The following is a 17,074-nucleotide window of genomic DNA, read 5'->3' as shown; positions in this document are numbered from 1 at the left end:
TATACCTATAACAATTTCATAAGGATCTAAAAAAAAATAAAAAAAATATCTCTTCCTGTAGTCCTTTTCTGTTTTTGCGGTGTACTGAAATAAATACTTAGAAAGTACGAACCAATTTGACCATGCAAGAAGAAAGACTACGCTATTTGCTAACCCATTATTTTAGGAATACAATCTCTCGTTGGGAATTGAAAGAGATGCTCGATCAATTAGATCAGCTGGAAGAAGCTGAGTTCTCCGATCTTTTTGAACGTATGGGCGAAAGAGTTCCTGAACGCTCGGAGCTATTTAACAGGGATCAGGTTTTAAATCAGATCTCAAGTCGAATAGGCGGACATCATAAAGAGATAGGAGATGAAAGAAAATCAAAGCTGCGCTACATCAAATGGGGGGGGATTGCTGCCGCAATTGTTGTCTTTTGTTTTTCAATTCTGTTTCTGGTCCAACAAAGCGCGAAGGAAGGAACTTCTCAACAAGCCGTCTCACCAAGGGAAATCGCCTTGCCAGAAAACGGTGCGCCTATACTTAAACTTTCCAATGGTGACCAATATTCAATTTCAGAAGATCATCCTGAAACCTTGGATAAAAACGGTCTGAGCATCGTTAAAGCAACAGATGGTACAGTGGTATATCAAGTTAAAAATAATGTCGAGGGCAAATCTGAGATGAGAACTTTCCTGAGTCCAAAAGGTAGCGCATTGACCGTGAAGTTGGTTGATGGCACACAGGTTCAACTAAACTCGGGCGCGAGCTTGACCTATCCAACACATTTTGATGAACATACCCGAACGGTATTCTTGGATGGTGAAGCTTATTTTGATGTCACTCATGACAGTAGAAAACCATTTATTGTTCAGACGAAACAAACCCAGGTCAAAGTGTTGGGAACACAATTCAATATTGCCTCTGATCTCAGCAAAACTAAAATCCTGACCACTTTAATCAAAGGTAAGGTTGCTGTAAGTGCGGGGCATAATCAGCAGATTTTAAGCCTTGGAATGCAAGCACAAACCAATCTGCATACGAAACAAATTTCCGTACAGGAAGCCGACCTAAAAGAGGTTCTCGCTTGGCGGGATGGCTTCTTCCGCTTTACAGAAGATAATATTGAGACTGTCTTGCAAAAAGTGGGCGAATGGTATGATATCAAAGAAGTGAAGGTGAATTCATCGTCCACCGATAAATTTACGGGGATGATAAAGCGGACCAAAAAGCTCTCGGATTTACTCCGGCAGCTGGAAAAAATATCCAATTATAAATTTAAAATTCAGGATGGGAGGGTCCTTGTTATGTAACAATGAGACTTTGAGCTAAAAGTAATCGGAAGTGCTCGCAACACTCCCGATCGTAGTTTAGCAATTAAATAAACCTAATTGAGTTATAAACCATTTAACACCAAACCTATACAAATGTATAAAAGGAATAGCAAAAGTTGCTTTTTTACACAAAAATTCTTTGTAAAAGCATTTATCAGGATGAAAGTATGCATACTAATCCTCATCATCTCCATGGTGCATGTTCATGCATCTAGCTTTGGTCAACAAGTGACATTGGATATAAAAAATGGACGTTTGGTGGACGTCCTGGATGAGATTCAAAAACAAACGGGGTACGAGTTTTTGTACAATAACAGTTTGATTAATAAACAGAAAAGAGTGACTATTAAAGCAAATCACAAAAACTTTAAAGAGGTCCTACAAGAGTTTCTGTCGGAAAGAAACCTGACTTACGAATTGAATCTGAACACGGTATTGATTATGGCCAAAGTGGGTTCTCCGCAAGTTGCTTCCAGCACCGCGGTGTTCTTGCAGCGGCGTAGAATAACAGGAGTTGTGTCTGATACGAAGGGAGCGCCATTGGAAAGTGTCACGGTTTCGGTTAATGGGACAACTATTGGAACGAAGACCGATGCGCAGGGGCAATTTGCCTTGGAAATTGAAGATCAGCATAAGGTGCTGCAGTTTTCGCTCGTAGGATTTCAGTCGTTTGAGCGGAATATTATTGCGTCAAATCAGCTGAAGATCACTTTGGAGCCTGCGGTAAGCGATCTGGAGGAAGCTGTAGTTGTTGCTTATGGAAAGCAACGTAAAATTAGCGTAGTGGGTGCAATTAGTAGCGTTTCCCCGCAACAATTAAAAACTCCCGTTGCTAAGATCAGCAGCGCATTGGCGGGACAGATGGCGGGCGTTGTTACGGTTCAAGGTTCGGGAGAGCCCGGCTCTGCAACGTCATTTTGGATACGTGGGGTGAGCAGTTTTGCGGGGGGGACCGGTCCACTGGTATTGGTGGACGGGATCGAACGTCCCATGGACCTCGTAGACCCCGAGGATGTCGAGTCATTCTTTGTCTTGAAAGATGCAACTGCCACAGCCGTGTATGGCGTAAGGGGAGCAAATGGTATTGTGATCATTACAACAAAAAGGGGAAAGAAAAGTGTTAAACCGAGTATCAATGCACGTGTTGAGCGCGGTATGTTGGAACCTGTTGTCCTACCGAAATTGGCAAATGCTGCTCAATGGTTAGATTATTATAACGATATCAATTTTGAAGCTTCTGGAAAAGCCCCATTGACACAAGAAGAGATAAATAAATATGTGAATAAAGTAGATCCAGATGTCTATCCAAATGTGGATTGGATGCAAGAGATCTTTAAAAAGAGAACATCAAATGAACGTTTGAATGTAAATGTGACTGGAGGAGGAGATTTTATTAAATATTACGTTTCGGGTTCTTATATGAAAGAGAATGGGATCTTTCAGCCTCGAAAAACATCGAATTATGATCCATCTGTGAATTTCGACCGGATTAATTTTAGATCGAATGTTGATATTAGACTGTCTCGATCGACTGAAGTAAACCTAAACCTCTCCAATCAATACGAAACAAAAAACCGATTAGGTGTAAATTTGGGTGATATGTATGATATTGTGCTCCACACCACACCAGTGGCAACACCTACCCAGTTTTCAAATGGCGCCTATGCACAGCCACAAGGAGGACAAAATCCCTATTATTCGCTCAATACTACTGGATTCTCGAAGGATTTCTGGAATAATGCGCAGTCGTTGATTGGTATCACTCAAGATTTTTCGGAGTTGATAACTCCCGGTTTAAAAGCGAATGTTAAATTTTCCTGGGATGCAAAGAACTCTTCGACATTAGACAAAAGAAAGGCACCAACCACCTATTATGTTGACAAAACAAAACCGCGGGACAGCGAAGGGAATCTTATTTTAAAAGATAACGGTAATGGCAGCGATTATCTTGCTTTAGCCGACTATCATTCGGGAGAGCGTGCGACTAATTTTGAAAGTTCCCTGATGTATGACCAGTTGTTTGGAAACAAGCATCGCGTCGGAGGACTATTTTTATTCTCCATGCGCGAGCGGACAAATAACTTTCCAGAACGGGATTATATCGCAGCATTCCCCTATCGTAATACGGGGATTGCTTCACGTTTGACCTATTCCTACCAGGACCGCTATTTTATCGAAGGTAACTTTGGCTACAATGGATCTGAGAACTTTGCGCCAAAGAAACGTTTTGGTTTCTTTCCTTCCCTGGCTATGGGCTATGTTATTAGTAATGAAGCGTTCTTTAAGTCGCTATTGCCTGTCGTTAACTTTCTGAAAATTCGGGGATCAATTGGTCGGATTGGTAGCGATAAAATCGGTGGTTCACGTCGATTTGCTTACAATTCAGAAATGAAGCTCGATGGTGGCTATTCTTTCGGCATTGGTGGCAAAAATTATCTTCAGGGTATAGCAACCGGTTATCCAGGGAATCCACTGGTTGCCTGGGAAAGTGCATTAAAGCGTAATATCGGGCTTGAGTTAAGCATTTTCAACAAATTGACCATACAGGCCGATTATTTTGCGGAGAAACGTGATGGAATTTACATTCTTCAGGAAAGTGTGCCTTCCATCGTGGGAATTAATGTAAAACCCTATGTTAATATTGGACAGATGCAAAATAAAGGGGCCGAAGGATCCTTGGAGTTTAATCATCGCCAGGGAGAAGTCGGCATACAGGTCCGGGGTAATCTAACTTACAATCGAAATAAAAAATTATTTGATGACAAGCCGATTCCAAGATGGGCATATCATTCTGAAATAGGACAACGCTGGGGACAACAGCGCGGATTAATTGCTTTGGGGCTGTTTGAGTCAGAAGAGGAAATCGCGCATAGCCCGATTCAACGCTATGGCGATGTGATACGTCCCGGTGATGTAAAATATCGGGACATCAATGGAGACGGCGAAATTACAGAAGAAGATAAAGTAGCGATAGGTGATACAGATATGCCGCAATGGAATTATGGATTTGGCGCCAGTGTATCTTGGAAAGGATTTGATCTATCGGCTTTTTTCCATGGCGTTGGACAAATATCCCGGATTATAGCGGGAGGACCTCTATATGGTCAAACTGGCAACATCTGGGGCTATGGACAGATCTATTCGGATGTCGCTGATCACCGCTGGAGTGCAGACAACCCTAATCCAAATGCAACTTATCCACGGCTCTCATTTAATATTGCCAATAACTCTCAGGCTTCCACTTTATGGCAACGCGATATGAGCTTTATCCGTTTGAAGAATCTAGAATTGGGCTATACGTTGCCAAAGCAGCTCACGGAAAAATGGAAAATGTCAATCGTGCGTATTTATGCACAAGGCGTAAATGTGTTCACATTCAGTAAGTTCAAGTTGTGGGATCCTGAATTGGAAACAGTTTCAGGAAGCAGCTATCCTCAAATGCGTGTATTTAATGTTGGTTTAAGTGTAACACTTTAATCTGAAAGATAATGATGAAAAAGTATATATACTCGATTTCCTGCCTATTACTGGTATTTTCCCTCGGGGCATGTAGCAAATATCTCGACGTGGATCTAGAAAATCAAATGACTTTAGAAGAGGTTTTTAATAAACGGAAAACCACGGAACAGTATCTGGCTCAGGTGTATGGCTATTTGCCTATAGAACATGATATGTTCAATGGTGAAGGCGGAAATGTTCCGCTGAGTGATGAAGCCTTATTTTCATGGGTAGCCTGGGTTCCATGGCTTAACTTTGCGAATGGGGCATGGGGCGTGACAACCCAGGATTATACAACTTGGGAACAGAACTATAAAGGGATTAATCAGGCAACCATTTTCATTGAAAATATTGATAGAAATGTGGAATTGAGTGCTGCTACTAAAGATATTATGAAAGCCGAAGCCCGTTTTTTAAGAGCCTATTTTTATTATCTGCTTTTAAAAAGATATGGACCTGTATTTGTATGGGGCGATCGTGCTCCCGATAGTAAAATTGATCCAACGACAGTAGATCGTATGTCTTTGCAGACAAATGTGGATTTCATAGTTTCTGAATTTGATAAAGCAAGTGCCGTATTGCCACAGGAAATAACTGATCAAGCCTGGTATGGTCGATTGACAAAAGGGGCTGTGATGGCCGCAAAATCTGAATTACTGCTGTATATGGCTAGGCCGCTATTTAACGGAGCGAAACTTTATATAGGAATAAGGAATAAAAGCGGTGAATTCTTATTTCCACAAACCGCAGATCCCAATAAATGGGAGCTTGCGGCCAAATCTGCCAAGGCGTTGATTGATCTGAATGTGTATGCACTTTACCAAGATAACAAAGAGACGAACTCTTTTCGACGTGCAATTAAATCCTACATGGGTATTTATTTTGATAAGTGGAATTCGGAGATTATTTGGGGAAGATGGTCTGATGACGGCTTCAATTATAACGTCCGTACGGCTCCACCGCGAGTTGTGACGATGGGCTGGGGCGGTTATGCACCTTCGCTAAAACTGGTCGACACCTATCCGATGGCAAGTTCAGGACGCTACCCGATTACAGGTTACAGTAGCAATGGACAGCCTATAATTGATGAAAAATCAGGATACCAAGAAACGGGGTTTACAGATAACTATGTGCATCCCTTGGACAATTTTGCCTCTTTTAAGGCGCACAACAGTTGTGTCGGAAGGGATGCACGTTTCTACGCATCCATTTTGGCAAATGGAATGTATTGGACCAATCCAAAACCTCAACCCAGACAGGTGACATTCTTTGATGGCGGAACATCTTCGTATACGAAAACAGGGGACTGCGTAAAATCAGGCTACTTGTGGCGGAGAATGAGTGACCCAACAAATGATATCGAAGCGGGTAACTGGGGGCAGTTTGCATGGCCCTATTATCGTCTGGCTGAGATCTATCTAAACTACGCGGAGGCTTGCAATGAAAAACCTGCTCGTGATGAAGTGGAGGCGTTAAAATTTATCAACCTGGTGCGTAAGCGGAGCGGCTTGAACGACTTGGAAGTTGCTTATCCAGAGGTTCGGGGAAATAAAGAACTCCTGCGGGTATTGCTGCGAAAAGAAAGAATGGTCGAATTGGCATTTGAAGGCCATCGTTACCCCGATCTGAGAACCTGGATGATTGCAGAGGAAGAAATGAATGAGCCCTATTATACCCGTAATGTTGCCGCAACTTCTTATGAATCCTCTTGGGAACGGACTAAAGATGTTTTTCCTGGAAAGCGAAGTTTTCAGGCCAAACATTATTTCTTCCCGATACAGCAAAAGCAACTGAGCGAGATGATCAACATTACACAGAACTATGGATGGTAGTACTTATTAAATAATACTGAAAATGATGAGAAATTATATATCCTATTGTGTTCTTCTGTTGACACTTTTCCTGATGAATGGATGTCAAAAGGATGATCGAATGAACAACATGGTCGACGACACCATTTATTTCAGAGATTTCAAAGAGAATAAAATAACGGTATTTGACTGGGGAAAATTTGATTATAATGTAACTGTTGTTAAGGCTGGAATTGGACAACAGGAAGCAAAGATAAACTTCAAGATTGACGAAGCGTACCTAGCAGCCTATAACGCGCAGCAAGGGACAAATTATAAGCTGCTTCCCACTGATTGCTATAAAATTGCAAATACAACACTAGCCTTTGAAAAAAAGGATTATCTGCAGGATATCGCAATTGCTTTTGATACTGAGCGCATAAAAGTGTTGCAAGGAAAATATAAGGAATTATATGTGCTTCCTTGCCGCATTGAAGCAGAGGGTGGGGTGTTGCATGCACTGAAACCTGAAATGGCAACGACATTGTTGATTCCTAACGTTAAAGACCCATTTTTGGAATTCACTTCACCGGGCCTGCAGCTTGATCAGATCAAACTGAGCCCCACGGGAGCTGAACAGGTCGTAGGAAAAGCGACATTGGTCACCAATTATCCCAATCAATGGAATCTTGACTATGAAATTGAAGTGGATCCCGTGATTTTGGATAATTACAACGGAACGGTATCAGACGATAAGAAGTTGAAATTACTACCAAAAGCGGCCTATCAGCTTTTACCCGCGCCTTATAAAATTGCTGAAAAGGAGAATAAAACGAGTTTTTCATACACTATTCTGAAAAAAGGACTTATTGATGGAACAACCAATTTATTTGGGGAGTATGCGTTGCCTTTACGGATTAAGTCTGTTTCAAAAAATGGTATTAACCCTGATGCTTCCACAATATTGGTTCCAGTGTCCTTTCAACCGCCAGATATCCCCCGTAGTGGCTGGAAAGTAATTGCGGCTTCTTCCGAATGGATTGGCGGAGGTGAAAAGGAAAATATATTGGACGGGAACCCCGATACCTACTGGCATAATGTCTGGATGGGAGGAGAACCCCCATTACCGCATTATGTCATAATAGATTTTGGAAAGGAATATAATGTGATGATGATTGAATTAACAAGAAGGTTATGGAATAATGACTTAAAAGTCGTTGAGTTTTCGACTAGTAATGACAATAAAACATATGTTCCAATAGGGAAGATTGATTTCGGAACAAACAGTCCCAAATCGACGTTGGCCGTGAATGTTCCGACGACAAAAGCCCGTTATTTAAAATGTACGGTAACAGCAAGTAATCGTCCGCCTTCATCCGCTATAGCAGAAGTATATGTCAAAGGATTATAAAATGCATCCGAGATTAGACATAATACAACTTCAAGTATAGTCTAGCTTGCAATCTGGTAGAGCTGAAAGTCACTCCATTTTCCGGAGTGACTTTTTTGCTTTTTTAATATTTGTTCCTAAAATAAAAAAAGCGACTCTTTTGAAGTCGCTTTTTGTAGCCGAAACCGAACAAATCTCGAAACATTTTTTGGAAGATTTGGAGCGGTTGGCAGTGATAGACAGTGATGATAAATGAGGTACTATTATCTATTACCGAGTGTTGTTTTTTGACAAATCATCAGCTAACATTTTAGCCTGTGTAATTACGGTATCAACTGCTTTTTCTTGTAAGTCCGGTGGATAGCCGGATTTTCTTAATACTCTTCGGATATTTCTCCGGAGTTCTGCCTGAACGGATTCTTTTATTGTCCAGTCGATAGTGGTACTGTTACGGACTGTTTTTAATAATTCCTGTGCTATCTGTTTTAAAATATTATCTCCAAGTACAGCAACGGCACTGTTGTTTACTTCTAATGCCGTATAAAAAGCATATTCTCGATAATCTAAACCTAATTTTTCGCCCCGCCTGTCTGCTTTTTTCATCTCTTCGGCAAATGGGATTAATACTTTCTCCAGAAATTCTACGGTGTCAATCATTCCGTTATGGTAGCGTTTGATAGCATCCTCCAACATCTCGGAAAACTTCTTACTTTCAACCAAGTTGATTTTTGACTTCTTTTTGATTTCGTCTTTGAGCAATTTTTTGAGCAACTCAACCGCTAAATTCTTTTGTGGTAAGTCTTTCAGTTCCTGTAAAAAACGTTCATCAAGAATCTCAATATTCGGTTTCTTCAAACCCGCGGCATCAAAAATATCAATCACGTTATCGGCTGTAATGGCTTCAGAAATGATTTGCTTGATAGCCGTTTCCATTTCGTCATCCGTTTTACTACCTTCGTTTCTGTCAGAAATTTTGACTAATCTTGTTTTTATCGCCTGAAATAAGGCTACATCATCACGGATTGCCATTGCTTTTTCGTGTGGCACAGAAATAGCAAATGCTTTTAATAAATTTTTGGTGTTCTCGGTAAAACTTTGCTCTCCGTTTTCCTGACTGAAAATATAATCTACGATTACAGGGATAAACTTCAGCTTTTCTTCCGGCGAGAGTGTAAAGAATTTCCGCCAGTCAAAATGCCGTAACTGATAATCAATAGCTTCGTGCAATTCCAACATTTTTGCTACTGCCAATTCCTGGTCAAGAGTAGGCTTTCCTTCGCCTCCACTTGCGGTATATTCTGCTATTGCGTTTTTTAGTTCTTGACCAATACCCAAATAATCCACCACTAAACCACCTTCTTTGCCTTCGGTAAATATTCGATTCACTCTGGCAATAGCCTGCATCAGGTTATGCCCCCTCATTGGTTTATCCACATACAGTGTATGCAAACAAGGGGCATCAAAGCCTGTGAGCCACATATCACGAACGATAACCAATTTCAAAGAGTCATTCGGATTTTTTAAACGGTCTCCAATAGCTTTTCGCTTGGATTTGCTACGAATATGTTTTTGCATATTCAGGGTATCACTACTGCTTCCTGTCATTATCACTTTGATAACTCCTTTATCATCGTCATCTGAATGCCAAAACGGACGTAGTTGGATAATAGCATCGTATAATTCTACACAAATCCTGCGACTCATACATACAATCATTGCTTTGCCATCCAAAACCGAATTGCGTTGCTCAAAATGATAGACCAAATCTTCCGCTATTTTGGCTATACGATTCGGATTGCCCACGATAGCTTCCAATCGTGTCCATTTAGCTCGCGTCTGTTGGCGATTGCTCAATTCTTCACCTTCGGTGAGTTCTTCAAACTGTTCGTCAAGACTTACTTTTTCGTCTTCGTTAAAATGAACTTTTGCCAAACGGCTTTCATAGAAAATCGGAACAGTAGCTTTGTCATCTACCGCTTGCTGTATGTCGTATATGTCCACATAGTTACCAAATACGGCTTGCGTATTCTTATCCGAAGTTTCGATAGGCGTACCTGTAAAGCCAATAAAAGTGGCATTGGGCAAGGCATCACGTAAATGCTTAGCAAAACCATCAATAAAATCGTATTGACTTCTGTGGGCTTCGTCCGCTATCACCACAATGTTTTTCCGTTCGCTTAATGCTTTTATGTCTGCACCAATGTATTCGACAGCCGGTTCTTGTAAAATATTTGAATTTTCAGGTTGAATAATATCTTCTTGCATCGGCATAAACTTCTGAATAGTCGTAAATACAATACCTCCCGAAGCTACCTGAAGTAATTGTCTTAAATCTCTCCGACTTTCTGCTTTCTGTGGTTCTTGCCTCAATAATTGTTGGCAATTAGTAAAGGTCTCGTGCAGTTGCTCATCAAGGTCATTTCTGTCTGTCAAAATCACCAAAGTTGGGTTTTCCATTCGAGGGTCAATAATCAATTTACCCGAATAAAAAACCATACTTAAACTTTTTCCACTTCCTTGCGTATGCCATATCACTCCACCTCTTTGGTCTCCTGTTTCCGAACTGGCAATCACTGTACTTTCTACCGCTTTATTCACGGCATAATATTGATGATAAGCGGAAACTTTTTTAAGCATTTTTGTATCGCTTTTTTCAAACACAACGAATTGACGGATTAAATCCAAAAGCGTTTGCTTATTTAGCATTCCGTCAAACATGACCTGCATCTGCATTTCCAAATGAGTAGCTTCTGTCTTTCCGTCTTTGGTCTTCCAGCTCATAAACCTACCGAAATCACTCGTAAGTGTTCCGCAACGGGCTTCCCAACCATCGCTGATAATTAGTAACTCATTGTAGGTGTATAATGATGGGATAGCTTGTTTATAGGTTTGCAACTGGTTATATGCCGATTTGATGGTGGCATTTTCGTCTACTGCATTTTTGAGTTCTATTACAACCAATGGCACACCATTGACAAACAAAATCAAATCCGGTCGTTTGTTCTGACTGCCTTCTATAATGGTAAATTGATTGACAACCAAAAATTCATTGTTTTCAGGATTGTCAAAATCAACAATATATACTTTTTCTCCCCTTATACCGCTTTCTGTCCTTACTTCCACATCTACACCATCCGTCAGGTAACGATGAAATGTTTCGTTGTTGATGAGTAGGTTTGGACTATCGGTACGCAGTACTTTTTTCAAGGCATCTTCTTTAGCACCTTGCGAAAGCGAAGGATTGAGTTTATCAATAGCATCACGCAAGCGAGTGGTTAATACCACCTCGTTGTATTGTCTTTCGGGGTGATCGCCATCGGGTGAGATATTTACTCCGTTCAGATATTCATAGCCTAAACTTTGTAAATAACCCAATGCAATTTCTTCTATTTGGTTTTCGGTGATGCTTGCCATATCTTCATATTCTTCTATGAGGTTTGAATTTCAATTGGGACTTCAATCATAGTTCTGACTGTTGTATATAGTTCAACGTCTTGGGCAGGGGTTTCAAGCGAAATAATCAAGGAATAACGTGTTTTATTTTCAACTTTTCCTAAGTGTTTCCGCTCACGCCACCATCCAATAACCGGATAAATGGCAATGTGATTACAAGTTGCTAAATCTGCCGCTGTACCTTCCCAAAAGTCAGAATGAATTGAACCGCTACTACGGTTATTAGTCCCTATTACCCAGCGATTACTTCCTGCATTTCCGTTTACTTCTTCATCTTCTTCTCTGGCTGCTTTATTTACTCGTTTTCTAAAATCATCCTCATTTTCACCAATATTGTTTACATCAAAACGTAAACCGTGTGATTGATAACGATATTTATCTTTCCAACCTATGTCGCCTGCCCCCGGTTCTATAAAATAGGAAAGGGTAATCCGCAATTTAACAGGTGTTTGTCCCATTTCCAATAATAAATCGCTTGGCCAAGGAAGGTCGAAAAAGTGAATTTCATTCGTTTCGGTATCGCTGCTACTTCCTTCTTTGTAACTAAAGGGTTGAATGGTTTCCTGTGCAATAAATGTTAATGCACTCTCCTGACTATATAAAGCTTTGTCTAAATTAGGGACTCCAAACCCAAAAGTTCGTAGTAGATTTGTAATATCTCTTTTATTGTTTTGCTTTTCGTGCTGATTGCGCATCGCATTATTCCAATCGGCAGAATGAATCATTAAACCTCTGATAGTTTCTGCCCAGGCATTCGGATATTCAAAAGCTACTTTTGCTGCAAACCAAGATGCTTGTGCAGCGGCTGCACTTGTAGCATTCACAGTATCAAATGGCTTAATTTGTATAGATTTTGAAGTGGAAAGCAGTTCCAAGTCTTCGTGAGACGTGATGTTGTTATCAGGTGCTTTCAGTAAGTTTCCTCCTTCAAAGACAACATCGGGCTTTACCGGCCATTTTCTTTCCCATATTAGCGAAGTCGAACTGTAAGGAGACAGCTCACCCTCATTGGCGACAAGAGAATGGTTTTGAAAATTAGGATCAGTTACCTGTACTTTTTCGGTATGTGCTCCTGCCACGACAGCATTCCACGCCTGCGCGGGGTTTTGAACAGAAGAGATAAAATTTGAATAAGGATAATTTTGCCACGATTCATCATCACGGATATTCCCGGCGGAGACAATTATCAATCGCTGATTCTCACCTTCGCCATAAGCTAAGTTGTCCATTGCTCCAGACCAAGAGGAAGGTCTCCCAACATTTACATCTTCTGTTGAAGTAACGGACATACAATAAACCAAAACCATATTGGGATTTTGAATTTCTGCTCTTGCAATTGCCTGTGCAGTTATATCACCCCATAATTCTTTTGGTGTTCCATTTTGATGGGGGCGTGGAAGAATTTTCACGGAACAAAGCCTATGTGTAAGCGGAACTTGATTTTGTGAAACAAGCACCTGTTCCATTTTTCCATAAGCCGCAACACCCGCCATCAATGTTCCGTGTCCTGCTCCTGATTCGTGGTCGTCTGTTCCCCAGACATTATCAACAGTCAGTGTATTAGCATCATCAATCAGTGGTTGCAACAATTGATGCCCATTGTTTACACCTGAATCTAATAAACAAACTTTTACATTGCTATCGACAAGCTCTATTCTTCCTAATAAATCATTTACCCAATTCTGTTGCTCCACATTACTTTCATTTACCCAAAATCCTGCAGGTTCTTGCCCTGCCCGAAATTCTGCCAACAAGTCACTTTGCAACATCAGTTCAATCAACTGTGTACGGTTTGCATTGACGAGTAAAACTGCTCTTTCGGGGAAAATAATACTGTTGTGTTTATATGCTATTCCAATGTTTTCCAGCGTAGTAAGAAATTGTGCAATTTGTTCTTGCTCTTGGTTTTCTTTTGTGTTTACATTTAACCACGCTTCACACCACTTAGTATTTTCTTCAGGAATAAGTTGTGGATTATCTGTCCACAAACCTTCTAATAGTGCTATGCTTACGTCTTCGATACTATTTACTAAAGGAGCATTTTTAGGCTCTCCTTTAGCCGTTTCTTCTTGCTGATATTTTTGGATTTTGGAAATGAAATGTCCTTCTTTTCCATTAGGAACATACACTGTTGCCCGTACCTGAGTTTGGTTTTCACCAACAGGGATCTCTTTGATATTCAATAAACGAATACCCTTTCTAAGGTCTTCCAAACTTTTGGTAATCAAGTCGTGGTCAGCAGCACTGGTAAACGAAATGTAGGTTCCCTCTCTGGTTGCTATTTGTTCAGCTCCACGTTGTTGTTGCAATTGTGCTTTTGCTTGCCAGATTGCATCAAACTGATTTAAAAGTTTTTGGCTGTGAGCTACTCTATTACGAGCAGGAATATTTGATTCCCCTCTGCCTCTTTGTGGAGTTTTAAATTTTTCACTATTTACATTTCCTGTAATAAAAATGTGTTTATATGATGCCATTCGTCCAAATTATTTATGATATGCTGCATTACGGTCTTTGATTGCCCTGAGAATTAATTCATTGTTCATTGGCTGCTTGTCATTCAAGATGGTTTCTTTAATTGCATCAATGCAGGCAAGTGATATTTCAGCATGGCTCAAACCGTTTATATTAGGCAACAAGTCTTTAAATTTGATTTTCTTGGCAAATTGAGCAAGTCTGTTTTTAAGTAATTCTTCTTTTTCTTCCAGACTTGGTAGGTTGTATAAAATAACATCATCAAACCTGCGGAAAAGGGCTTGGTCTAATAGTTCTTTATTGTTGGTAATGGCAATAATAAGACTGTCAGAATTATCCCGTTCGATGAACTGGAGAAAAGAGTTTAGTACTCTCCGCATTTCACCCACATCATTGTCACGGCTTCGTTCCCCACCAATCGCATCAAATTCATCAAACAGATAAACGCCTTGTCGCTGCTCAATCAAATCAAACACCTGACGAAGTTTGGCACTGGTTTCGCCCATAAATTTTGTTACCATCTTATCCATTAAAATGGTATAAAGCGGTAATCCCAATTCATAAGCAAGGATAGAAGCTGTTAGGGTCTTTCCTGTTCCGGGAGGACCCGAAAGCAAAATTTTCCTGCGGTTTTCCAAATCGTGTTTACGAAGTTTGTCTCGTTGTACAAACTCTGATATAATGCGGTTGACTTTTGATTTAATGTCATCGGAAGCAATCATATCCGAAAGATTTACCGCGGGAACGTTTTCCTGTATCAATCCTTGTAAATCGGGAGCAAACGTTTTGGTTTTATGTTTGGTTTCCTTTGCTTTGTCAATAATCGTTTTAATCTCGCTGGCTACAATATTATGCCCAAGTTTGGCTTCGTGGGCAGCTATCTGCAATGCAATAGTGGTGAACCTTTCAGGTTCATTATTATAATGCGATTTAATTAACGAGATGATGTAGTCTGCCTTTGCCATATAATGCAAATTTACACATTAATTTATGATGTTCTTTTCTATATTCGGTTTTCTTACAGCGAATTAAATATTATTTGTGCGTCTGCTGTATTCTCTGCTGTTGGATTATTTCTGTTTGGTGCAATAGTTTTATTTATCCGTGTGGTATTGAATTGGTTTAAAGCATTATTGGCTCTTACTTTAGCTGTATTGGTGCTTATTGCACAAACTAATACATCACAATTTTGACGGTCATAATCATAAATAGCGTTAGCCAAACAAGTAGAATAATCTCCGGCTGAGTATAGTGCTACCTTCATGCCGTTATAATCGAAGATGTCTTTAAAGTCATCTTTATAGTATATTTGGTTAGTTCCAAAAAATTGAAATTCATTTGGTATTGGGATACCACCGTTATTTAACAATAAGTCACGAACCAACCAAATCGTATTTGTTTTTCCTTTATTAGGCATTCCTTGTAAAACAATTATTCTCATATATTAGTTAGATTAAATTCTTTATTCCACTCTGGCAACCTACCATAGATTTTAAAATACTGTTGCATCAAAAATCCTTCTAAATATCCTGGCAAGTCGTTATTTTTTTCGTCTATCGTTACAAACCAATAAATATCCAAAGCATCAATTTGTTCGTTTTCTATCTTTTGAGTGAAATAATCTTGCCGCTTTATATTTTCCTGCTTATTGTTGATACGGCTTCTTAAAGTCTGTCCTTTAAAACTTCCTGTTTGCAGAATAGTCCCCGACTTTCCGATGTAAACAATTTCTACTTTCCCTTTAGCTAAACGTAAAACGTAATAGACACCCGGTAAATCGGGAACGAATTTACTAACTGTTCTTAAATTATCCCCTTTTTCAAAGAAGAAGTGCCCTTGCTGATATTGTTCTAAACCTGAAAACATTCTTTCTGCTTTAACTTTACTCTACTTCTTTATAAAAGGTAAAATCGCCTTTAATATTTTTTCTAATCCATTTATTGAAACTTCGTCATCATCCTTTTTCTCAGAATGAATATTTACCTGCTGTCCAAAATACTTTTTCACCAATTCTTCTTTGATCGTTTCTTTTTTCGCCTCTGGGAGCAATTCAATAAATGGACCTATAGAAGCTAACTCTAATTCCAGATTCCTATTTTGTGTTTCTAAATTTCGATGCTTCGTAGATTCCCTTGATGCGTAGATAGCAGGATACGTTAGTACCGAGGCTGCTAAAATTCGCACAAGTGATTTATACAGATTAAACTCAGAAGTGCTTAGTTCAATAATGGAATAAATCAGTAATCCCGACATCACGACCATAAATCCTAAAGCTACCCATCTAAAGAAGTTAGCCGACTTTTTGTGTTGCTCAGCTATCTTTTGATAATTTCCTGTAACACCTACATTTCCAACTATATTAACTATCTTTTTTGCTTCTTCAAGTTTGATCTGCAACTCTTTGACAGTTTCAACTGTCTGTTTTTCTAAATCTGATTTTTGTTTTTCATACTCTTGTTTATAGGAGTCCTTATCAGCATCTATTAGCTCTTTGAATGCTTTTCGGTCAGCTTCAATACTATCATTAAATTTCTTCTTTTCTGTTTCAAATGTGTTACTGTTATTGGCTTTAATCGTTTCAAATTCTGTATTGTAATTGGTCAATACATTTTGAATTTCTACTTCTTTATTTGCTAACTTTTGTTGCAAATCTGCTATTTGAGCGTTTTTATCGACTAAATCTTGTTGAGTTGCTTGTAAATCTTCTTGTAACTTTAAATTGCTTGCTTCGATGGCTTTATGGGCTTCTTCTACTGTGTTCTGAAAGCTTGCAATCACTTTAGAAAAGTCAAAATTAGTCTTAGCCAAAGGCAATGGAAAATTCCTTACTCGATTTAAAGCAGAGTTGAGGTTGTTAATCGCATTATTAATATGTCCTGCATTGTTGTTTCCAAAGAACGAATTTATTTGAACTGTCCCAGCTTCTATTTCGGAAGCCAAGTTTGTTAATTCAGCTTCTTGGACTAAAATAGGTATGGTTAACTGAAGCCTATTGATTATAAAAAGATATGCCGTTTCAAAAAATGAAAAATTATCTATGCCGATTTTTTCTTTGGTATTTTCTGTTTCAAGAGCTTGTTTAAGTTGCTCCAGTTTTTCAAAAACACTGTGATTGGTAAAGTTTTCAGGTTGCATATCTTATGGCTTAAGGCTGT

General features: G+C 39.5%; 10 protein-coding genes. 4 read left to right on the top strand and 6 right to left on the bottom strand.

Going from position 1 to position 17,074, the window contains the following annotated elements; translation table 11 throughout:
• Positions 1–122 precede the first annotated feature (122 nt).
• The 4 genes from B3H30_RS16410 to B3H30_RS16395 all read left to right on the top strand — a co-directional run bounded on the left by B3H30_RS16410 (position 123) and on the right by B3H30_RS16395 (position 8,015).
• Entirely contained in the window at positions 123–1,295 is a 1,173-nt protein-coding gene (locus B3H30_RS16410; RefSeq protein WP_286834684.1) for a FecR family protein, read from the top strand.
• A gap of 180 nt (positions 1,296–1,475) precedes the next feature.
• Positions 1,476–4,793 carry a TonB-dependent receptor gene (locus B3H30_RS16405; RefSeq protein WP_286834682.1) on the top strand — a complete coding sequence of 1,106 codons (3,318 nt, stop codon included), beginning with the start codon at positions 1,476–1,478 and terminating at the stop codon, positions 4,791–4,793.
• A gap of 11 nt (positions 4,794–4,804) precedes the next feature.
• Positions 4,805–6,646, top strand: a complete 1,842-nt coding sequence (locus B3H30_RS16400; RefSeq protein ID WP_286834681.1) for a RagB/SusD family nutrient uptake outer membrane protein — start codon at positions 4,805–4,807, stop codon at positions 6,644–6,646.
• A 22-nt stretch (positions 6,647–6,668) separates the two neighbouring features.
• The gene (locus B3H30_RS16395; protein ID WP_286834679.1) at positions 6,669–8,015 is read left to right on the top strand and encodes a BT_3987 domain-containing protein; all 1,347 of its coding nucleotides are present in this window, start codon (positions 6,669–6,671) and stop codon (positions 8,013–8,015) included.
• 249 nt (positions 8,016–8,264) lie between these two features.
• On the opposite strand, the gene B3H30_RS16390 is transcribed toward B3H30_RS16395, so the two are convergent.
• The 6 genes from B3H30_RS16390 to B3H30_RS16365 are packed head-to-tail and all read right to left on the bottom strand — an operon-like array spanning position 8,265 to position 17,054.
• A complete protein-coding gene (locus B3H30_RS16390) occupies positions 8,265–11,408 on the bottom strand; it encodes a type I restriction endonuclease subunit R (RefSeq protein WP_286834678.1) in 3,144 nt (1,047 codons plus the stop codon).
• Between the two features lie 14 nt (positions 11,409–11,422).
• Complete coding sequence (locus tag B3H30_RS16385; RefSeq protein ID WP_286834676.1) at positions 11,423–13,921, bottom strand: S8 family peptidase; 2,499 nt, start codon at positions 13,919–13,921, stop codon at positions 11,423–11,425.
• Between the two features lie 9 nt (positions 13,922–13,930).
• Entirely contained in the window at positions 13,931–14,884 is a 954-nt protein-coding gene (locus tag B3H30_RS16380; protein WP_286834674.1) for an AAA family ATPase, read from the bottom strand.
• 53 nt (positions 14,885–14,937) lie between these two features.
• Positions 14,938–15,360, bottom strand: coding sequence for a hypothetical protein (locus B3H30_RS16375; RefSeq protein ID WP_286834672.1), 423 nt, complete (start codon positions 15,358–15,360; stop codon positions 14,938–14,940).
• Complete coding sequence (locus B3H30_RS16370; protein ID WP_286834670.1) at positions 15,357–15,785, bottom strand: hypothetical protein; 429 nt, start codon at positions 15,783–15,785, stop codon at positions 15,357–15,359. The genes B3H30_RS16375 and B3H30_RS16370 overlap by 4 nt, the downstream gene beginning before the upstream one ends.
• A 21-nt stretch (positions 15,786–15,806) precedes the next feature.
• Positions 15,807–17,054: a hypothetical protein gene (locus B3H30_RS16365; protein ID WP_286834668.1), complete on the bottom strand. Its 1,248-nt coding sequence runs from the start codon at positions 17,052–17,054 to the stop codon at positions 15,807–15,809.
• Positions 17,055–17,074: the final 20 nt, after the last annotated feature.

The sequence above is a fragment of the Sphingobacterium sp. UBA7038 genome (genome assembly GCF_002494055.1).
Taxonomy (GTDB): domain Bacteria; phylum Bacteroidota; class Bacteroidia; order Sphingobacteriales; family Sphingobacteriaceae; genus Sphingobacterium; species Sphingobacterium multivorum.
The sequence above is the reverse complement of the archived record's forward strand: the minus strand, read 5'-3'. Positions and strand labels throughout refer to the sequence as shown.